The 18,461-nt window shown below is 70.2% G+C and carries 18 protein-coding genes and 2 rRNA genes; 1 reads left to right on the forward strand and 19 read right to left on the reverse strand.

Annotated elements, in window-relative coordinates:
• Positions 1 to 12 precede the first annotated feature (12 nt).
• The 17 genes from ACWIDW_RS14025 to ACWIDW_RS14105 all read right to left on the reverse strand — a co-directional run bounded on the left by ACWIDW_RS14025 (position 13) and on the right by ACWIDW_RS14105 (position 16,767).
• The gene (locus ACWIDW_RS14025) at positions 13 to 1,083 is read right to left on the reverse strand and encodes a Glu/Leu/Phe/Val dehydrogenase dimerization domain-containing protein (protein ID WP_454125900.1); all 1,071 of its coding nucleotides are present in this window, start codon (positions 1,081 to 1,083) and stop codon (positions 13 to 15) included.
• 183 nt (positions 1,084 to 1,266) lie between these two features.
• Positions 1,267 to 2,787 carry a ribosome biogenesis GTPase Der gene (gene der / locus ACWIDW_RS14030; protein WP_454125901.1) on the reverse strand — a complete coding sequence of 507 codons (1,521 nt, stop codon included), beginning with the start codon at positions 2,785 to 2,787 and terminating at the stop codon, positions 1,267 to 1,269.
• 2 nt (positions 2,788 to 2,789) lie between these two features.
• Positions 2,790 to 3,569 carry a (d)CMP kinase gene (cmk, locus tag ACWIDW_RS14035; RefSeq protein ID WP_454125902.1) on the reverse strand — a complete coding sequence of 260 codons (780 nt, stop codon included), beginning with the start codon at positions 3,567 to 3,569 and terminating at the stop codon, positions 2,790 to 2,792.
• The gene (locus ACWIDW_RS14040) at positions 3,562 to 4,686 is read right to left on the reverse strand and encodes a prephenate dehydrogenase (RefSeq protein ID WP_454125903.1); all 1,125 of its coding nucleotides are present in this window, start codon (positions 4,684 to 4,686) and stop codon (positions 3,562 to 3,564) included. Before ACWIDW_RS14040 ends, cmk begins: the two co-directional genes overlap by 8 nt.
• Positions 4,683 to 5,486 (reverse strand): pseudouridine synthase, encoded by an 804-nt coding sequence (locus ACWIDW_RS14045; protein ID WP_454125904.1) that lies wholly within the window; start codon positions 5,484 to 5,486, stop codon positions 4,683 to 4,685. Before ACWIDW_RS14045 ends, ACWIDW_RS14040 begins: the two co-directional genes overlap by 4 nt.
• Positions 5,487 to 5,619: 133 nt before the next feature.
• Positions 5,620 to 6,243 (reverse strand): SMC-Scp complex subunit ScpB, encoded by a 624-nt coding sequence (gene scpB, locus ACWIDW_RS14050; RefSeq protein ID WP_454125905.1) that lies wholly within the window; start codon positions 6,241 to 6,243, stop codon positions 5,620 to 5,622.
• Positions 6,233 to 7,036, reverse strand: coding sequence for a segregation and condensation protein A (locus ACWIDW_RS14055; protein WP_454125906.1), 804 nt, complete (start codon positions 7,034 to 7,036; stop codon positions 6,233 to 6,235). Before ACWIDW_RS14055 ends, scpB begins: the two co-directional genes overlap by 11 nt.
• Positions 7,020 to 7,910 (reverse strand): ParA family protein, encoded by an 891-nt coding sequence (locus ACWIDW_RS14060; RefSeq protein WP_454125907.1) that lies wholly within the window; start codon positions 7,908 to 7,910, stop codon positions 7,020 to 7,022. The genes ACWIDW_RS14055 and ACWIDW_RS14060 overlap by 17 nt, the downstream gene beginning before the upstream one ends.
• 71 nt (positions 7,911 to 7,981) lie before the next feature.
• Positions 7,982 to 8,884 carry a site-specific tyrosine recombinase XerD gene (xerD, locus tag ACWIDW_RS14065; protein WP_454125908.1) on the reverse strand — a complete coding sequence of 301 codons (903 nt, stop codon included), beginning with the start codon at positions 8,882 to 8,884 and terminating at the stop codon, positions 7,982 to 7,984.
• 1 nt (position 8,885) lies between these two features.
• Positions 8,886 to 9,464, reverse strand: a complete 579-nt coding sequence (locus ACWIDW_RS14070) for an NUDIX domain-containing protein (RefSeq protein WP_454125909.1) — start codon at positions 9,462 to 9,464, stop codon at positions 8,886 to 8,888.
• Positions 9,465 to 9,469: 5 nt separating this feature from the next.
• Complete coding sequence (locus ACWIDW_RS14075) at positions 9,470 to 11,167, reverse strand: CTP synthase (RefSeq protein WP_454125910.1); 1,698 nt, start codon at positions 11,165 to 11,167, stop codon at positions 9,470 to 9,472.
• A 17-nt stretch (positions 11,168 to 11,184) separates the two neighbouring features.
• The gene (gene recN, locus ACWIDW_RS14080) at positions 11,185 to 12,873 is read right to left on the reverse strand and encodes a DNA repair protein RecN (protein ID WP_454125911.1); all 1,689 of its coding nucleotides are present in this window, start codon (positions 12,871 to 12,873) and stop codon (positions 11,185 to 11,187) included.
• Complete coding sequence (locus tag ACWIDW_RS14085; protein WP_454125912.1) at positions 12,870 to 13,775, reverse strand: NAD kinase; 906 nt, start codon at positions 13,773 to 13,775, stop codon at positions 12,870 to 12,872. Before ACWIDW_RS14085 ends, recN begins: the two co-directional genes overlap by 4 nt.
• A complete protein-coding gene (locus ACWIDW_RS14090) occupies positions 13,772 to 14,569 on the reverse strand; it encodes a TlyA family RNA methyltransferase (protein WP_454125913.1) in 798 nt (265 codons plus the stop codon). The genes ACWIDW_RS14085 and ACWIDW_RS14090 overlap by 4 nt, the downstream gene beginning before the upstream one ends.
• Positions 14,566 to 14,736 (reverse strand): hypothetical protein, encoded by a 171-nt coding sequence (locus tag ACWIDW_RS14095; protein WP_313357239.1) that lies wholly within the window; start codon positions 14,734 to 14,736, stop codon positions 14,566 to 14,568. Before ACWIDW_RS14095 ends, ACWIDW_RS14090 begins: the two co-directional genes overlap by 4 nt.
• 43 nt (positions 14,737 to 14,779) lie before the next feature.
• A complete protein-coding gene (locus tag ACWIDW_RS14100; protein WP_454125914.1) occupies positions 14,780 to 15,817 on the reverse strand; it encodes an HAD-IIA family hydrolase in 1,038 nt (345 codons plus the stop codon).
• Complete coding sequence (locus ACWIDW_RS14105) at positions 15,817 to 16,767, reverse strand: hypothetical protein (RefSeq protein WP_454125915.1); 951 nt, start codon at positions 16,765 to 16,767, stop codon at positions 15,817 to 15,819. The genes ACWIDW_RS14100 and ACWIDW_RS14105 overlap by 1 nt, the downstream gene beginning before the upstream one ends.
• Between ACWIDW_RS14105 and ACWIDW_RS14110 the strand changes: the two genes are divergently transcribed.
• Complete coding sequence (locus ACWIDW_RS14110; protein WP_454125916.1) at positions 16,708 to 17,949, forward strand: hypothetical protein; 1,242 nt, start codon at positions 16,708 to 16,710, stop codon at positions 17,947 to 17,949. The two genes, ACWIDW_RS14105 and ACWIDW_RS14110, sit on opposite strands and share 60 nt — an antisense overlap.
• A gap of 74 nt (positions 17,950 to 18,023) precedes the next feature.
• On the opposite strand, the gene rrf is transcribed toward ACWIDW_RS14110, so the two are convergent.
• Positions 18,024 to 18,140 (reverse strand): 5S ribosomal RNA (gene rrf, locus ACWIDW_RS14115).
• A gap of 107 nt (positions 18,141 to 18,247) precedes the next feature.
• Positions 18,248 to 18,461: ribosomal RNA gene (locus ACWIDW_RS14120) — 23S ribosomal RNA — on the reverse strand; the annotation flags it as partial.

The raw sequence follows: 18,461 nt of genomic DNA on the forward strand, positions 1-18,461 counted from the left end.
ACGCAGAGAGACTCAGCGCGCGCCGACGGCAGCCCCTGCCTGCAGGCGCGCGGCAGCGAGCTCTTCGGCGGCGAGCAGCGGCGTCACGCCGCGCGTCTCAGCGTCGTCGAGGATCCGCCGCACCGTGTCGCCGATGCCGGCCACGCGCTGCATGATCTCGTCGCTCGATCCGATGTGCTTCGCCTCGAGGTCGAGGTAGATCACTCCGCCGGCGTTGACGACGAAGTCCGGCGCGTACAGCACGCCGCGCTGCGCGAGCCGGTCGGCGCCCGACCGGTCGGCGAGCGGGTTGTTCGCGGGGCCGCACACGGCCTTCACGTCGAGTGCGTCGATGACCTCGTCGGTCAGCACTCCGCCGATGCCGGCGGGCACGAACACGTCTCCCGCGACGAGGTGCTCTGTGCCCGGCTCGACCCAGGTCGCGCCGATCTCGTCGGCGAACCGGCGGCGGGCGGGGTTGATGTCGGTGACGGTCAGCTGCGCGCCCTGCTCGGCGAGACGGGATGCCAGACGCCCGCCCACCTGTCCGAGACCGGAGATCGTGATGCGCCTGCCCGCGGCATCCGCCGATCCGGTCACCCGTTCGAGTACCGCCTGCAGCGACGCGTACACTCCGAGGCTCGTGGGACCTGCCGGTTCACCGGAACCGCCCACGGTCGACGGCAGTCCGACGACGTGCTGCGTGCGCTCGCTGACGGTGAGCATGTCGTCGGTGGTCGATCCGACGTCCTCCGCCGTGCGGTACAGGCCGCCCATCAGCTCGACGGCGTCGCCGAGGTCGAGGAACGCGTCGCGCCGCCGGTCGGCGTCGAGGGTCTCGCCGGGCGCCAGCCCGATCACCGACTTGCCGCCACCGGCATCCAGCCCCGCAGCGGCGTTCTTCAGCGTCATCGCCGCGGAGAGGCGCAGCGCGTCGCCGAGGGCGTCGCTCCAGTGCGGGTAGGTCCACAGACGGGCGCCGCCCAGGGCGGAGCCGAGCACCGACGAGTGCAGCGCCACGGCGATGAACAGCCCGCTGCGTCGACCGGTCGTCACCTCCACGCGCTCGTGGGCGAACTCGGGCAGGGGCAGGCTGTGCGACATTGCATCCTCGAATCGTGCGGGCCTCGTGGGCGGTGCGTCGGATGCCGCGGTGTTGCGGCATCCGAGGCCATTATCCCTTCGACCGGCTCAGGGAGCCAACGGGGTGGGGCTCAGGGAGCCAACGACGGCCGAGGGCCCTTCGACAGGCTCAGGGACCCAAAGACGGCTGAGGGACCCAACCGGTCAGCGCTGGCGGCGCTCGCGCACCCGCATGTTGATCACGATCGGCGTGCCCTCGAACGAGTACAGCTCGCGCAGACGCCGCTGCACGAAGCGGCGGTAGCCGGGGTCGAGGAATCCGGTCGTGAAGAGCACGAACGTCGGCGGACGCGTCGACACCTGCGTGCCGAACAGGACGCGCGGCTGCTTGCCGCCGCGCAGCGGGTGCGGGTTGGCGGCGACGAGCTCGGTCATGAACGCGTTGAACTTGCCGGTCGGGATACGACGGTCCCAGTTCTCGAGCGCCTGCTCGAGAGCCGGCACGAGCTTGTCGAAGTGGCGGCCCGTCTTCGCCGAGATGTTCACCCGGGGAGCCCACGCGACGTGCGCGAGATCCTGCTCGATCTCACGCTCCAGATAGCGGCGCCGGTCGGCGTTCTCCATGTCGTCGTCCGACAGGCGGTCCCACTTGTTGAACGCGAGCACGAGCGCACGACCCGACTCCAGCACCATGTCGATGATGTTCAGGTCCTGCACGCTGATCGACTGCGACACGTCGAGTACGACGACGGCGACTTCCGCCTTCTCGAGCGCGGCCGAGGTGCGCAGTGACGCGTAGAAGTCCGCCCCCTGCTGCAGGTGCACGCGGCGGCGGATGCCCGCGGTGTCGACCAGACGCCACATCTTCCCGCCCAGCTCGACGATCTCGTCGACCGGGTCGCGGGTGGTGCCCGCGAGGTCGTTCACGACCACGCGCTCCTCCCCCGCAGCCTTGTTCAGCAGCGACGACTTGCCGACGTTCGGACGGCCGATGATCGCAACGCGGCGCGGGCCGCCGATCTCCGCCTTCGCGACAGCCGACACCTCGGGCAGCTTCGCGATCACGAGGTCGAGCAGGTCGGCCACGCCACGACCGTGGATCGCCGAGACGGGGTGCGGTTCGCCGAGACCGAGGTTCCACAGGGGCGCGGCCTCCGGCTCCTGGCGCGCGTCGTCGATCTTGTTCGCAACGAGGAAGACGGGCTTGCCGCTCTTGCGCAGCAGCTTCACGACGTGCTCGTCGGTGGAGGTGGCGCCGACCTTCGCGTCAACGACGAACAGCACCATGTCGGCGAGGTCGATCGCGACCTCGGCCTGCGCGGCGACCGAGCGGTCGATGCCCTTGGCATCCGGCTCCCACCCGCCGGTGTCGACGAGCGAGAACCGACGGTCGCTCCACTCGGCCTTGTAGGTGACGCGGTCTCGGGTGACGCCGGGGGTGTCTTCCACGACCGCCTCACGGCGTCCGAGGATGCGGTTCACGAGCGCGGACTTGCCCACGTTCGGGCGGCCGACGATCGCCACGACGGGCAGGGCCGGCGAGTACTCGATGCCGTCCTCGCCGAGAGTGATGCCCTCCAACAGCGTGGCATCGTCCTCTTCCAGCTCGTAGTCGCTGAGCGACGCGCGCATCGCTGTCGCGCGCTGTTCGACGAATTCCTCGTCGAGCGAGGCCATCTTCTCGGCGAGATCGTCGGGGGCGCCGGTGTACTCTTCATCGGCCATGTTCAAGCTCCTCTGTCAGCGTCGCGCCGCTGGGCGATCACCGTGAGCACGGCGTCGATGGTCTGCGCGAAATCAAGTTCGGTGGAGTCGACCACGTCAACGCCTTCGGCGGCGTTGAGGAAGTCGACGACGGTGCTGTCGGATGCGTCGCGCTTGTGCAGCGCTTCCGCGACAGCGGCGGCGTTCTCACCCGCGAGTTCGCCGGCGCGCCGGGCGGCGCGCACCTCCGGCGCAGCGGTGAGCAGGATCCGCACAGGCGCATCCGGCGCCACGACGGTGGTGATGTCTCGTCCCTCGACGACCACGGCCGGATAGTCCGACTCGGCGACGATGCGGCGGAACATCTCGTTCACCTGCACGCGGACCTCGGGCACGCGCGCGACCCCGCTGACCGCGCCCGACACCCGCGGCTCGCGGATCGCCGCGGTCACGTCGACGTCGCCCACGCGAACGATCCGGTCGTCGGGGTCGAGTCCCTGCGAGAAGGGGAAGTCGGATGCCGCGGCGCGGACCGCATCGGCATCCGCCGTGTCGTCTCCGCGGTCGAGCACGTGCCAGGCCAGCGCCCGGTACGCCGCTCCCGTGTCGAGATAGCCGTAGCCCTCGCGGCGCGCGATCTCTTTCGAGACGCTGGACTTGCCGGAGCCGGCCGGCCCGTCGATCGCGACAATCTTCGCGGCGCCAGCCGCCTGGGTTCCTGAGCCGGGCCCACGCGCCCCCGAGGCTCCGGGCAGCGCGGAGCGATGCTCGGAGTGGGGCGTGGGGATCGAAGGACTAGTCATTGGTGTTCCCCGCAATCCGCCAGCCGCGCTCTTCCAGTCCCTCGATCGCACCGCGCAGCGCCGCGGGCGCCACGCTGATCTCGGCGAGACCGAACTGGGCGCCGGGAGAGTGCTCCAGACGCAGATCCTCGACGTTCACGCCCAGTTCGCCGAGTTCGCCGAACAGGCGGCCCAGCTGACCGGGCGTGTCGTCGACCATGACGACCATCGTCTCGAACCGGCGGTTCTGGCCGTGCTTGCCCGGCAGGCGCTCGACGCCCTCGTTGCCCTGACGGATGGCATCCGCGACCGCCCGGCGCGCGCCCGGCGCGTCCGGCTCGCGCAGGGCGTCGGCGACGTCTCTGAGGTCGAGCGCCAGGGCGTCGAGCAGCTCGACGACCGGCCCGGCGTTCGCCCCGAGGATCTGCACCCACAGCTCGGGCGCCGACGCGGCGATGCGAGTGGTGTCGCGCACGCCCTGACCGGCGAGGCGCAGCGAGCCCTCCTCGGCCTCGGCCAGACGGCCGGCGAGCAGGCTCGCGACCACCTGCGGCACGTGCGAGGTGAGCGCCACGGCGCGGTCGTGCTCCTGGGGAGTCATCTCCAGCGGCATCGCACCGACCTCGAGCGCGAGCGCCTCGACCAGCGCGAGGTCGGCGGCGCGCGTCTGCTCGTCGCGGCAGACCACCCACGGGCGGCCGATGAACAGGTCGGCGCGCGCCGAGATCGCTCCGCCGCGCTCGCGTCCGGCGAGCGGGTGCGAGCCGATGTAGCGGGTGAGGTCGATGCCGCGGCGGCGCAGCTCGTCGAACGGCTCGAGCTTCACACTCGCGACGTCGGTGACGACGGCATCCGGGTAGGCGGTCAGCTCAGCCTGGATGACGTCGGCGGTGACATCCGGCGGGACGGCGACGACGATCAGCCGCGGTGCGTCGTCGTCACGCGCGGCGCGGCCGGCGCCGTAGTCGATGGCGAGCCGCAGCTGCGACGGCGACGCGTCGGCCAGCACGACATCGACGCCCGTGGCGCGCAGCGCGTGGCCGATGCTCGAGCCGAGAAGCCCCGCTCCGACGACGCGCACCGTCCCCGAGAGCCGTGCGGCGTTCTGCGCCGCGCGCGCACCGTGGGAATCGCTCACTCGTTCTCCTGAGGGCTGTCGTGCGCTCGACGCTGCTCGGAGGCAGCGGGCGCCGGGGAATCCTGGCGCGACAGGGTCAGCAGTGCGCCTCGTTCGATTTTAGTCAGCTCGCGCGCCCGGCCGACCGGGAGAGTTCCCAGGTGCAGCGGCCCGAACTGGCGACGCACCAGCTCGTCGACCGGATGCCCGACGGCGGCCATCATGCGACGGACGATCCGGTTGCGGCCGGAGTGCAGCGTCAGCTCGACGAGGCTGAACCCGCGCGAGGCATCCAGCAGGCGTGCCTTGTCGGCCTTGATCGGACCGTCCTCGAGCTCGATCCCGCGGGTGAGCTGGGCGATCGTCTGAGCGGTGACGGTGCCCGACACCTTGGCGATGTACACCTTCGTCACGCCGAACGACGGGTGGGCCAGCACGTGCGCCAGGTCGCCGTCGTTGGTGAGGATGAGCAGGCCGCTGGTCTCGGCATCCAGCCGCCCGACGTTGTACAGCCGCTCGGGCCAGTCCTTCGTGAAGCGGCGCAGGTCGGGCCGGCCGCTCTCATCCTTCATGGTGCTCACGACGCCGGTCGGCTTGTTCAGCATCACGTAGCGCTTCGAGACGTCGAGCTGCACGGCGGTGCCGTCGACATCGATGAGGTCGGTGTCGGGGTCGATGCGGGTGCCGAGCTCGGTGACCGTTCTGCCGTTGACGCGGATGCGCCCCTCGACGATGTACTGCTCGATGACGCGGCGGGACGCCACGCCGGCATTCGCGAGCGCCTTCTGCAGCCGGATGCCCTCGGGCTGGTCGATGTTCATCTGTCCCCCTGAGTCGTTGCTGCGGCTGGCCGGTGCCTGGATCCCTGAGCCTGCACCCGCCTGGGTCCCTGAGCCTGTCGAAGCCCGGGCCCCTGAGCCTGCCGCCACCTGGGTCCCTGAGCCTGTCGAAGGGTCATCGGATCATTCCCTCGTCGAATCCGTCGGCGCCGTCGTCGAGCAGCGGCGAGATGGGCGGCAGCTCGTCGATGGAGTTGATGCCGAGGTGCTGCAGCAGCTGGTCGGTGGTGCCGTAGTTGATCGCGCCGGTCTCGGAGTCGGCGAACAGCTCGGTGATGAGCCCGCGTGCGAGCAGGGTGCGCACGACCGAGTCGACGTTGACGGCGCGGATGGATGCCACCTGACTGCGCGTCACGGGCTGCTTGTACGCGATGACGGCGAGCGTCTCGAGCGCGGCCTGGGAGAGCCGCGCCGGCGCCTGCCCGCCGATGAAGTCCGCCACCAGGTCGTCGTGCTCCTCGCGGACGTACAGCCGCCAGCCGCCGCCGACCTCGCGCAGCTGGAAGCCGCGGCGGGGCCCGTGCCCGCGACCGTCGTAATCCTCCACGAGCTGCTCGAGCACCTCCCGCACCGCCGGCACGGGCGCGTGCACGGCCGCGGCGAGGGCGACGAGCGCGATCGGCTCATCGATGATCAGCAGGATCGCCTCGACGCGCTCGGCGAGCGGCGCCTCGGTCGTTGTCACGGTGGCGTCATCCGCAGGGATCGCCTCGGGCCGGGCATCCGTCTCATCGGTCATAATCTGCTCCCAGCGTGGCAAGATGCTCGTCCGACCAGCTCTCCGCCGACCACCGCAGGGTCAGCTCACCCAGCGGCTCGAGCTGCTCGAACGACAGCGCGGCGTGCCGATACAGCTCGAGCACCGAGATGAAGCGCGCCACGACGATGCCCGGCTCGCTGATGCCGGCGACGAGCTCCCGGAAGGTCAGCGACTCGGTGCTGCGCAGCAGCGTCACGACGATCGCTGCCTGCTCGCGGATGCTGACCAGCGGCGCGTGCAGGTGGTCGAGCCCGACCGTCGGCAGCTCCTTCGCAGTGAAGGCCATCAGGGCCAGCGCAGCGAAATCGGCGGAGGTGAGCGTCCACACGAGCTCGGGCGTGCGGCTGCGATGCTTCTCGTCGAGCGGCACGGCGCGCACGTGACGGCGCTCCTCCCGCTGCAGGCAGCGGGAGAACCACGTCGAGACCTCTTTGAACGCGCGGTACTGCAGCAGCCGCGCGAACAGCAGGTCACGGGCCTCGAGCAGCGCCACCGATTCCGCATCCACCAGCTCGCCCTGCGGGAGAAGCCCGGCGATCTTCATGTCGAGCAGGGTGGCGGCCACGACGAGGAATTCGGATGCCTGGTCTAGTTCGGCGTCGCCGTCGAGCTCCCTCAGGTACGAGATGAACTCGTCGGTGACGCGGCTCAGCGACACCTCGGTGATGTCGAGCTCGTGCTTCGAGATGAGGGTGAGCAGCAGGTCGAACGGGCCGTCGAAATTCGACAGCGAGACCCGGAACGCTTCGACCGGCTCAGGCGACGGCGCCACGGGCGACCAGCTCCCGCGCCAGTCGCAGGTACGCCTGTGCTGCGGCGTGCTCGGGCGCGAACTCGGTGATGGGAACGCCCGACACCGACGCGTCGGGGAACTTCACGGTGCGACCGATCACGGTCTCGAGCACGTCGTCGCCGAAGGCCTCGACGACGCGCTCCAGCACCTCGCGAGAGTGCAGCGTGCGCGGGTCGTACATGGTGGCGAGCAGACCGTCGAGCTCGATGGCCGGGTTGAGGCGGTCGCGCACCTTGTCGATGGTCTCGATCAGCAGCGCCACCCCGCGCAGGGCGAAGAACTCGCACTCCAGCGGGATGAGCACGCCGTGCGCCGCGGTCAGCGCGTTCACGGTGAGGAGGCCGAGCGACGGCTGGCAGTCGATGAGGATGACGTCGTACTCGCCCGACACGTGGCGCAGCACCCGGGAGAGGATCGTCTCGCGGGCGACCTCGTTCACGAGGTGCACCTCGGCGGCAGACAGGTCGATGTTCGCCGGCAGCACGTCGAGGTTCTCGACCGCGGAGTGCACGATCGCCTCGCGCGGGTCGCGCTTGGTGTCGAGGAGCAGGTCGTAGACGGTGGGCACGTCGTGGGTCTGGATGCCGAGGCCCGCCGACAGCGCGCCCTGCGGGTCGAAGTCCACGGCGAGCACGCGACGGCCGTATTCGGCGAGCGAGGCGGCCAGGTTGATCGAGGTCGTCGTCTTGCCGACGCCGCCCTTCTGGTTGCACAGGGCGACGATGCGCGCAGGTCCGTGCGACGCGAGCGGCGCGGGGGTCGCGAACCCCTGATAGGGACGACCGGTCGGGCCGATGGGGGTGTCGTCACCCTTCGACGCCTTCGACCTGCTCTTCGTCACCTTGTCCGCCATCCTGCTCCTTCGTGCTCGCTCGATTGTATCCGCAGGGCGCCCCCGCGCCGGGGTCGGCACGCGGCAGAGCCTCAGCGCGCCCGCGGGTGCGACGTCGCGTAGACGTCGCGCAGCGCGTCGACCGACACATGCGTGTAGATCTGGGTCGTCGCGACCGAGGCGTGGCCGAGCAGCTCCTGCACCACCCGCACGTCCGCACCGCCCTGCAGCAGGTGCGTCGCGAAGCTGTGCCGCAGGGTGTGCGGCGACACCTCGGCGTCGATCTGGGCCCGCTCGGCGGCGGCCCGGATGACCAGCCACGCGCTCTGCCGTGACAGCGGCGCCCCTCGCGCGCCGAGGAACAGCCGGGCTGTCGCCCGCCCCTTGGCCGCGAGCCCGGGACGCGCCCGCGTGAGGTAGGCGTCGACGGCGGCCCGCGCGTACGACCCCACCGGCACGATGCGCTCCTTGTCTCCCTTGCCGCGCAGCCGGAGCACATCGCCGTACGCCAGGTCGTCGACGTCGAGCGAGACGGCCTCGGAGACCCGTGCCCCCGTCGCGTAGAGCAGCTCGAGCAGCGCCCGATCACGCATCCCGATCGGCTCGTCGGCGGCGGGGGCGGCGAGCAGCCGCTCGACCTGCTCGATGGTGAGCGCTTTGGGCAGGCGCTGCGGCGCCTTCGGCGGTCGCAGGCGTCCGGTCGGATCGGCGCTCTCGATCCCCTCCCTGACGAGAAAGCGGTGCCAGCCGCGCACCGCCGACTGCAGCCGCGCGAGGCTCGTCGCCGCGGGCGGCGGGTCGGCGCTCGCACGATCGGCGATGAACGCCGTCACCGTGCGCGGGTCGATGGCATCCGTGGTCTCGATGGCCCGCTCCCGCAGCCACGCGATGTAGCCGGCCAGGTCGCGCCGGTAGGCGGCGACAGTGTGCTCGGAGAGACCGCGCTCGATCGTGACGTGACGCAGGTACGCGTCGAGCGCCCGGTCGAGCCGCACGTCAGCGCTCGTCGCGAGAGCGCGCGGCGCGCAGGCGGCGCTCGGCGGCGAGGACGCCGATGCTCAGGATGCCGTTGTGCAGCCGGCCGGCCATCACCCCGTCGGCAGCGTCGGACAGCGGCACCCACTCGATGCGGATGTCGGCCTCCTCGTCCAGACGCTCGTGCGGGTCGGCGTCGGAGAGCCCGGTCGCGAGATAGATGTGGATCATCTCGTCGTTGCCGCCGGGGGTCGTCCACGCCGATACGAGGTGCTCCCAGTGCTCGGCGACGATGTCGGCCTCTTCCGCGAGCTCGCGCCGGGCGGCGAGCATCGGCTCCTCGCCGGGCACATCGAGCAGGCCGGCGGGGAGCTCCCAGTCGCGGTGGCGGATCGGATGCCGGTACTGCTGGATCAGCAGCACCCGCTCGTGCTCGTCGAGTGCGACGACGGCGACGGCACCGGTGTGCGCGACGTACTGCCGGCGGATCTCGCCGTCGCCGTAGCGCACCCGGTCGTCGCGGACGTCCCAGACGGCGCCGCGGAACGCGAGGTCGCTGGAGATGACCTCGGGCTCGAACGGCTCGTCTTCCAGGGGCATGGCGATCAGGCGTCTTCGGTGAACAGCTCGCTGGCGCGGTTGCGCTCGATGGCCGCTCCGATCAGACCGCGGAACAGCGGGTGCGGTGCGGTGGGGCGCGAGCTGAGCTCGGGGTGCGCCTGGGTGGCGATGTAGAACGGGTGCACGTCGCGGGGCAGCTCGACGTACTCGACGAGGTCGAGGTCGGGGTTCACGCCCGAGAACACCAGACCGGCGTCGGCGAGACGCGCACGGTACGCGTTGTTGACCTCGTAGCGGTGGCGGTGCCGTTCGGAGGCGGTCGGCGCGTCGTACAGGTCGCGGGCGAGCGACCCCTCGGCGAGGGCCGCCTCGTACAGGCCGAGGCGCATGGTACCGCCCAGGTCGCCGCCGTCGAGGATCTCGATCTGCTCGGCCATGGTCGCGATGACCGGCTCTGCGGTGTCGGGGTCGAACTCGGTCGACGAGGCGCCCGCGATGCCGGCGACGTCGCGGGCGTACTCGATCACCATGCACTGCAGGCCCAGGCACAGGCCGAGGGTCGGGATGCCCTGCTCGCGCGCGAACTTCAGCGCGCCGAGCTTGCCCTCGATGCCGCGGATGCCGAAGCCGCCGGGCACGCAGATGCCGTCGAGGTCGCCGAGGGCTTTCGCTGCTCCGTCCGGCGTCTCGCAGGAGTCCGACGGGATCCAGCGGATGTCGACCTTGGTCTCCTGTGCGAAGCCGCCGGCCTTGAGCGCCTCGGTGACCGAGAGGTACGCGTCGGGAAGGTCGATGTACTTGCCGACCAGACCGATCGTGACCTCGTGCTTCGGGTTGTGCACGGCGTGCAGCACGGTGTTCCAGCGGGTCCAGTCGACCTCGCCCGCGTGATCGAGGCCGAGCCGGCGGATGATGTAGGCGTCGAGGCCCTGGTCGTTGAGGGTCGACGGGATGTCGTAGATGCTCGGCAGGTCGACGGTGTTGATCACGCCTTCGGCGTCGACGTCGCACATCAGGGCGATCTTGTTGCGGTTGCCGGCGCTGACGGGGCGGTCGCTGCGCAGCACGAGGGCGTCGGGCTGGATGCCGACCTGGCGCAGGGCTGCGACGGAGTGCTGGGTGGGCTTGGTCTTCTGCTCGCCGGAGGCGCCCATGAACGGCACGAGCGAGACGTGCACGAAGAAGACCGCGTCGCGTCCGAGCTCATGACGCAGCTGGCGTGCCGACTCGAGGAAGGGCTGCGACTCGATGTCGCCGACCGTGCCGCCGACCTCGGTGATGATGATGTCGGGCTGGGGCTCCTCGGTGGCCTGCAGGCGCATGCGGCGCTTGATCTCGTCTGTGATGTGCGGGATGACCTGCACGGTCGCGCCCAGGTAGTCGCCGCGGCGCTCGCGCGCGATCACCTGCGAGTAGATCTGCCCGGTGGTGACGTTGGCGGACTGCGTCAGGTTGATGTCGAGGAAGCGCTCGTAGTGGCCGATGTCGAGGTCGGTCTCTGCGCCGTCGTCGGTGACGAAGACCTCACCGTGCTCGAACGGGTTCATGGTGCCCGGGTCGACGTTCAGGTACGGGTCGAGCTTCTGCATCACGACGCGCAGGCCGCGCGCGGTGAGCAGGTTGCCCAGGCTGGCTGCGGTGAGTCCCTTGCCCAAAGACGAAACGACACCGCCTGTCACGAAGATGTGCTTCGTGGTGAAGGAGCTGGTGTCGTTGTCTGGCGCCGCAACAGAAGAGTTCATCACGGGCTTTTATCCTATCAGCTGATCGCCGAGCCGAGGCTCAGCAGTTCGCGGGCGTGGGTGAGTGCGGCGTCGGAATCGGTGAGTCCCGAGAGCAGCCGAGCCATCTCGGCTTCGCGTTCGGCGCCCTCCAGCCGGGTGACGCTCGACGCGGTCACCGCGCCGTCGTTCGACTTGACGACCGAGAGGTGGTTGTTGGCGAATGCTGCCACCTGCGCGAGGTGCGTGACGGCGATGACCTGCGAGTTCCGGGCGAGCTGCGCGAGCCTGCGGCCGACCTCGATGGCCGCGGCGCCGCCGATTCCGGCATCCACCTCGTCGAAGACGAAGGTCGGCACCGGGTCGGTGCCGGCGATGACGACTTCGATCGCGAGCATGACCCGTGAGAGCTCGCCGCCCGACGCGCCCTTCGACACCGATCGCGGTTCGGCGCCCGGGTGCGGTGCGAGCAGGATGGCGACGTCGTCGCGCCCGTGGGTGGATTCAGCACCCGGCGAGACGCGCACGTCGAGGGTGGCGTCGGGCATGGCGAGGGCGTGCAGCTCGTCGGTGACGGCCGCAGACAGCCGTCCCGCGGCCGCCGTGCGCACCTCGGTGAGGGCCGCGGCCGCATCGTCGAGGGCGTCGCGGGCGCTGTCGGCCTCGGCGCTCAGCCGCTCGATGCGGTCGCCGTCGTCGTCGAGCTCGGCGAGGCGCAGCGCCCCTGTCTGCCAGATATGAAGGGCGTCGTCGAGCGATCCGTGCTGTCGGATCAGTCCGCCGAGAGCGGCGCGGCGCTCTTCGACCGCGGCGAGCTCGTGCGGACCGGACTCGTCGAGGTCGGCGAGGTATCCGGAGAGCTGCTGAGCGAGGTCGGCGGCGCGATAGCCGAGGTCGGCGAGCGTGTCGGAGATCTCGGTGAGCTTCGGGTCGGCGCTGCGCTCGAGCGAGCGTCGGGCCTCGGCGAGCAGCGCGACGACGTCGGGGTCGCCCTCTTCGCTCGACAGCGCGGAGCGGGCGACGGATGCCGACAGCCGCAGCTCCTCGGAGTTGGCGAGTCGCTCGGCGCGCTCGTTCAGCTCGACGTCCTCCCCCGGCTGCGGGTCGAGCTGCTCGATCTCGGCGAGCTGCTCGCGCAGCAGCGCGGCCTCGGCCGCACGCCGGTCGCGGTTCTCGGTGAGCTCGGCGATCTCGGCATCCAGCTCGCGCCACCGGGTGAAGCACTGCCGGTACGCGGTCAGTGCCGAGGCGATCTGCTCGCCGCCGAAGCGGTCGAGCGCGTCGCGCTGCGCGGCGGCGGAGCGCAGCCGCAGCTGGTCGGACTGCCCGTGCACGACGACGAGCTCCTCGGCGAGCGAGGCGAGCACTCCGGCGGGTGCGGGGCGGCCGCCGACGCTGGCGCGGCTGCGGCCCTCGGCGCTGAGCGTGCGCGACACGTACAGTTCTGCGGCGTCTCCGGCAGGTTCCAGGTCTCCCCCGGCGTCGGTGACGATGTCGGCGACGGCACCCTGCGACGGCACCATCCAGACGCCGGCGACGGATGCCTGAGCCGCACCGGCACGGATGGCCGACGAGTCGGCACGGGCGCCGAGCAGCAGCCCGAGGCCGGTGACGACCATGGTCTTGCCGGCGCCGGTCTCGCCCGTCACGGCGGTGAACCCTGCGCCGAGTGGCAGCACGGCGTCGTCGATCACGCCGAGTCCACGGATGCGCATCTCATCGATCACGAGGCACCTCGCCATCCCTCGACGGGGAGCTGGAACTTGCGCACCAGACGGTTGGTGAACGCGGTCGGGTGCAGTCGCGCGAGGCGCACGGGGCGTGACGAGCGACGCACGACGACGCGCGCGCCGGGCGGCAGGTCGTGCGAGCGGCGACCGTCGCACCAGAGGATGCCGCTGCCGTCGGTGCGCTCGAGCATCTCGATCGCCACGGACGCCTCGGGGCCCACCACCAGCGGCTTGGCGAACAGCGCGTGCGCCGACAGCGGCACGACCGCGATGGCCTCGACCGTCGGCCAGATGACCGGCCCGCCCGCGGAGAAGTTGTACGCGGTGGAGCCGGTGGGTGTCGAGACGACCATGCCGTCGCATCCGAAGCTCGACAGCGGACGCCCGTCGATCTCGATCACGACCTCGATCATGCGCTCGCGACTGGCCTTCTCGACGGTCGCTTCGTTGAGCGCCCACGTCTCGTACACCACGGCGCCGTCGGCATCCTTCACGCGCACGGAGAGGGCGAGGCGCTCCTCGACCTCGTAGTCGCGGTCGATGACGCGGGCGACCGCGGCGTCCATGTCGTCGCGGTCGATCTCGGCGAGGAAGCCGACGTGGCCCATGTTGATGCCCAGCACCGGCGCCCCCGACCCGCGGACGAGCTCGGCGGCGCGCAAGATCGTGCCGTCGCCGCCGAGGACGATGGCGAGCTCGAGGTCGTCGACCGCGACATCCGTTCCCAGCAGGGCCACATCGGCGAAGCGCGCGTGCAGGGCGACGAACTCGTCGTGATCGTCGGCCGGCAGCACGGGGGTCGCGCCGGCGCCTCGCAGCGCATCGACGACGCGCAGTGCCGCGGCGACCGTGTCGTCGCGTTTGGCGTGGGCGACGACCAGGATGGGGCGCGCGTTCATCGTCCTCCTGCCACGTGTGCGATCTGCTCCGACCATTCTGACGGATCCGTCCCCCGCCCGGGCGCGAGGTGCGCGAGGTACTCGGCGTTGCCGTGCGTGCCGAGGATCGGCGAGGGCAGGATGCCGAGCATCCCTAGACCCGCGTCGTGCGCGCTCCACAGGACGCGCTCGACCGCGTCGAGTCTGGCGGCCGTGCTCGTGACGAGTCCGCCCTTCACGGCGGTGCGACCCACCTCGAACTGGGGCTTGATGAGCAGCATGACGTCGGCGTCGGGGGCGATCGTCTCGGCGATGGCCGGCAGCACGAGGTCGAGCGAGATGAACGACAGGTCGCCGACCGCGAGGTCGGGTCGCTGCGTCTCGCCGGTGGCATCTGCGAGCGATCGCGCGGTCATGTGGCGCACGTTGAATCCCTCGACCACCGTGACCGCGGGGTCGGCGGCGATCTGCGGCGCGAGCTGACCATGGCCGACATCGACGGCGAGCACGCGGCGTGCGCCGCGTTCGCGCAGCACCTGCGTGAATCCGCCGGTCGATGCGCCCATGTCGAGCGCGAGACGCCCGTCGACGACGATGTCGAAGCCGTCGAGTGCGGCGAGCAGCTTGTGCGCGCCGCGACTGACGTAGTGGTCTCCGCCGTCGATGCGAATCTCGGCGTCGTCCGAGACGGGGGCGGACGCCTTGATGACCGTGCGTCCGTCGACGCTCACCAGCCCGTCGGCGATGAGGGATGCCGCGTGCGTGCGTGACCGGGCAAGGCCCCGTGCCGCGAGGGCGGCGTCGAGGCGGGTCATCGGGTGCCGTGCGCCGAGTCGCCGGTGCGCGGCGTGCTCTCGAGACGCTTCATCAGCTCGTCATGCATCGCGCCGTAGGCGTCGGCCCGGTCGGCGAGCGGCTGGCTCTCGATCAGGCGCAGTCTGCTCCAGAGCGCATCGGTCGGCTCGTCTCGCGTGTGCTCCATCCGTCAACTGTAGCCCGGGCTGCCGACGCCGCCGCTGCGACTCTCAGGGCCTGTGGAAAGGATCGGCGTAGAGCTTCTCGGGCACACGGAAGGCGTAGATCGCCAGTCCCGTCGCCCAGATGGCGGCGGCGCCCGCGCGCAGCAGATCGATCTGCGACGAACCCTCCGAGAGGATCTGCACGTCGCCGTTCGCGATGCGCACCGACGCGCCGTTCACGGTGAAGACGCCGTCCTTCTCGGTCGTCTGCGGGTACGGCACGTGCAGGTCGCGCAGGTCGGCGAGGATGTAGTCGGGCCGCGACCCCTGCGGGGCTGCGAGCACGTGCTTGGGACGATCGATGCCCGTGAGCACGAGCGCCGAATCGATGCCGGCGCGCACGGCGCCCATGATGTCGGTGTCGAGACGATCGCCGAGGAACAGCGGACGCTGCGTCTCGAAGCGCGCGATGGCCTCTTCGAAGATCGGGGTCTCGGGCTTGCCCGCGACGGTCGACAGTCGACCGATCGCCGTGTGCACCGCCGACACAAGCGTGCCGTTGCCTGGTGCCACGCCCCGCTCGCGCGGGATGGTCCAGTCGATGTTGGTGGAGATCCACGGGATCCCGCCCTCATCCTCAGGAACCTTGAGCGCGAACGCCGCCTCGGCCAGATCGGTCCACGCGACGTCGGGGCTGAAGCCCTGCACGACGGCCGCCGGGGAATCGTCCGCGCTGCGCGTGACCGTGTATCCGGCCTTCTCCGCCTCGACGACGAGCCCCTCTCCCCCGACGATGAGGATGGTCGCTGGCGCAGGCACCATCGTCGCGAGCAGTCGCATCGCCGCCTGCGGGCTGGTGACGACATCGTCAGCCGCGACGGTCAGCCCGAGACTGGTGAGGTGCTCGGCGACCGACGCGTCGGTGCGCGCGGCGTTGTTGGTGATGTAGCCGAGACGCATCGACTGCGCAGCCTGGTTGAGGCTGTCGACCGCGTGCGGCAACGCGAGCGGCCCGGCGTAGACGACCCCGTCGAGATCGGCGAGGATCGCGTCGCGTCCGGTCAGCGGAGTGGCGGCCGGCTTGGCGCGGCGGAACAGAGCCATCAGCGATCGGACTCCGCATCGTCGGATGCCGAGGCCGCCTCGTCGAGTTCCTCGCCATCCGATGCAGCAGCGTCCGGGGCACCTGCATCGGCAGCGTCATCCGAAGCGTCCGCATCCGCAGCCGCATCCGCATCCGCATCCGCATCCGCATCCGCATCCGCAGCGTCCGCGTCAGAAGCGGCGATCGGTGCGGGCTGCGGCTCGGCGGCGCCGGCTTCGTCGACGTCGTCGGCCGCATCCGGGTCGTCGTACTCGTCGAAGTCCTCGACCAGGCCGTCCTCGACGATGATCTCGTCGAACTCGCCATCGTGGCCGAGGGCGGATGCTGCGACCTCGGCGCGCTGCGCCCAGAAGCTCGCTTCGTCGGTGCGACCGAGATCCTCCAGCACGGCCGCGCGGGCAGAGAAGAGAGCGGGGCTCCACTCGAAGGCGCGATCCGGGTCGAGTTCGGGGATCTCGAGCTCGCCGAGCGCGAGTTCGGTCTCGCCTCGATCGAGACGAGCGCCTGACATCGCGATCGCCAGCGCCACGCGCACGGCGGGAACGAGGGATGCACGGTCGACCGAGCGTCCCTCTTCGAGCGCGCGATCGGGCCGGCCGACGCCGCGCTCGCTGTCGACGATGAGGGCGATCTGATCGTCGTTGCCCGAGATGCGGCGGTAGGTGCGCAGCTCGCGCAGCGCGAGGGCGAAGTCGCCGATGCCGTAGGCGGTGATCGCCAGCGTCTCGCGCACGACGGCGACGCGGCCGGCGCGACGTGAGGCCGCCAGGGCGTGGTCGTGCGCACGTGCGGGATCGTCGTCGATGAGCTGCGCGACCATCGCGAGGTGACGCGCGACCTGCTCGGCGTTCTCCTTGCTGAGGGTCTTCAGCTCATTGCGCGCGGCCGGATGCAGGTCACGCGCGGTGATCTCGTCGGGCAGCGGCGGCTCCGGGATGCGCTCGCGCACCGGGGCGAACTCGTTGATCGGGCGGTCGACGCCGCCGCGCGGCCGGTCACGGTACGAGGAACGCTCACCCTGGTCGCGGTCGCCGTAGGAGCGACGCTCGCCCTGGTTACGGTCGCCGTACGGGCGACGCTCACCGGACTGGCTGCGGTCACCGTACGGGCGACGCTCGCCACCCTCGGGCCGGTCGCCATAAGGACGGCGCTCCCCCTGATTCCGGTCACCGTAGGGACGACGCTCGCCACCCTGATTACGGTCACTGTACGGACGGCGCTCGCCACCCTGATTACGGTCACCGTACGGACGGCGCTCGCCACCCTGATTACGGTCACCATACGGACGACGCTCGCCACCCTGATTCCGATCGCCATACGGACGACGCTCGCCACCCTGATTCCGATCGCCATACGGACGACGCTCGCCACCTTGATTCCGGTCACCGTACGGACGACGCTCGCCGGACTGACTCCGGTCACCATACGGACGACGCTCGCCACCTTGATTCCGGTCACCGTAAGGGCGACGCTCGCTACCCTGATTCCGGTCACCGTAAGGGCGACGCTCGCTACCCTGACTCCGGTCGCCATACGGGCGACGATCGGCTCCCTGATTCCGGTCGCCATACGGGCGACGATCGGCACCCTGATTCCGGTCACCATACGGACGACGATCGGCACCCTGATTACGATCACCATAAGGGCGACGCTCGCCACCCTGATTACGATCACCATAAGGGCGACGGTCACCACCCTGGTTCCGATCGCCGTAGGGACGACGCTCACCGGACTGACTCCGGTCGCCATCCTGGTTCCGATCACCGTAGGGACGACGCTCACCGGACTGGCTGCGGTCGCCATACGGGCGACGATCGGCACCCTGATTCCGATCGCCATAAGGGCGCCGGTCGCCACCCTGGTTCCGATCGCCGTAGGGACGGCGCTCACCGGACTGGCTGCGGTCGCCGTAGGGGCGACGCTCGCCACCCTGGTTCCGATCGCCATACGGGCGACGCTCGCCTCCCTGGTGTCTGTTGCCGCCCTGGTTGCGATCGCCGTGCGGACGGCGCTCATCATCGCGGCGAGGCCCGCGGGACGTGGAGTCGCTGTATCGGGGCTTGCGGTCGGGGCCGGAATGTCCGTTCTGCGCGCCTTCGCCGTCGTTCCGGCGATCTCGCTGCTCATCTGACATTCTGACTCCCTGTTCTGCTGCAAAACGCAAAATGGCCACCCAGCTCTGGGTGGCCATTTTACTTAAGAGAAGTCCGGCGGTGTCCTACTCTCCCACAGGGTCCCCCCTGCAGTACCATCGGCGCTGTGAGGCTTAGCTTCCGGGTTCGGAATGTGACCGGGCGTTTCCCTCACGCTATGGCCGCCGTAACACTATTGACATGTTCATCGGCAACACACGTATTGGTGTGTTGTTTGGTTCCGACCGTACGTCGAGAACCACAAAGTGGACGCGTTCATCTCGCAGAAAGAGGAGTGTTATCAAGTCATCGGCTTATTAGTACCAGTCAGCTGCACGTGTTGCCACGCTTCCACATCTGGCCTATCAACCCAGTCGTCTGGCTGGGAGCCTCTCACCCCGAAGGGTATGGAAGTGTCATCTTGAGGCCGGCTTCCCGCTTAGATGCTTTCAGCGGTTATCCATCCCGAACGTAGCTAACCAGCGGTGCTCCTGGCGGAACAACTGGCACA

Source organism: Microbacterium sp. NPDC055312 (assembly GCF_053645675.1).

What these genes read in the sequence shown, in the direction of transcription:
- ACWIDW_RS14110 (WP_454125916.1), top strand. Translation starts at nt 16,708, where the DNA reads ATGCAGGTCACGCGCGGTGATCTCGTCGGGCAGCGGCGGCTCCGGGAT.
- ACWIDW_RS14090 (WP_454125913.1), bottom strand. Translation starts at nt 14,569, where the DNA reads ATGACCCGCCTCGACGCCGCCCTCGCGGCACGGGGCCTTGCCCGGTCA.
- der (WP_454125901.1), bottom strand. Translation starts at nt 2,787, where the DNA reads ATGGCCGATGAAGAGTACACCGGCGCCCCCGACGATCTCGCCGAGAAG.
- cmk (WP_454125902.1), bottom strand. Translation starts at nt 3,569, where the DNA reads ATGACTAGTCCTTCGATCCCCACGCCCCACTCCGAGCATCGCTCCGCG.
- scpB (WP_454125905.1), bottom strand. Translation starts at nt 6,243, where the DNA reads ATGACCGATGAGACGGATGCCCGGCCCGAGGCGATCCCTGCGGATGAC.
- ACWIDW_RS14045 (WP_454125904.1), bottom strand. Translation starts at nt 5,486, where the DNA reads ATGAACATCGACCAGCCCGAGGGCATCCGGCTGCAGAAGGCGCTCGCG.
- ACWIDW_RS14075 (WP_454125910.1), bottom strand. Translation starts at nt 11,167, where the DNA reads ATGAACTCTTCTGTTGCGGCGCCAGACAACGACACCAGCTCCTTCACC.
- ACWIDW_RS14085 (WP_454125912.1), bottom strand. Translation starts at nt 13,775, where the DNA reads ATGAACGCGCGCCCCATCCTGGTCGTCGCCCACGCCAAACGCGACGAC.
- ACWIDW_RS14060 (WP_454125907.1), bottom strand. Translation starts at nt 7,910, where the DNA reads ATGGCGGACAAGGTGACGAAGAGCAGGTCGAAGGCGTCGAAGGGTGAC.
- ACWIDW_RS14070 (WP_454125909.1), bottom strand. Translation starts at nt 9,464, where the DNA reads ATGCCCCTGGAAGACGAGCCGTTCGAGCCCGAGGTCATCTCCAGCGAC.
- ACWIDW_RS14095 (WP_313357239.1), bottom strand. Translation starts at nt 14,736, where the DNA reads ATGGAGCACACGCGAGACGAGCCGACCGATGCGCTCTGGAGCAGACTG.
- ACWIDW_RS14100 (WP_454125914.1), bottom strand. Translation starts at nt 15,817, where the DNA reads ATGGCTCTGTTCCGCCGCGCCAAGCCGGCCGCCACTCCGCTGACCGGA.
- ACWIDW_RS14025 (WP_454125900.1), bottom strand. Translation starts at nt 1,083, where the DNA reads ATGTCGCACAGCCTGCCCCTGCCCGAGTTCGCCCACGAGCGCGTGGAG.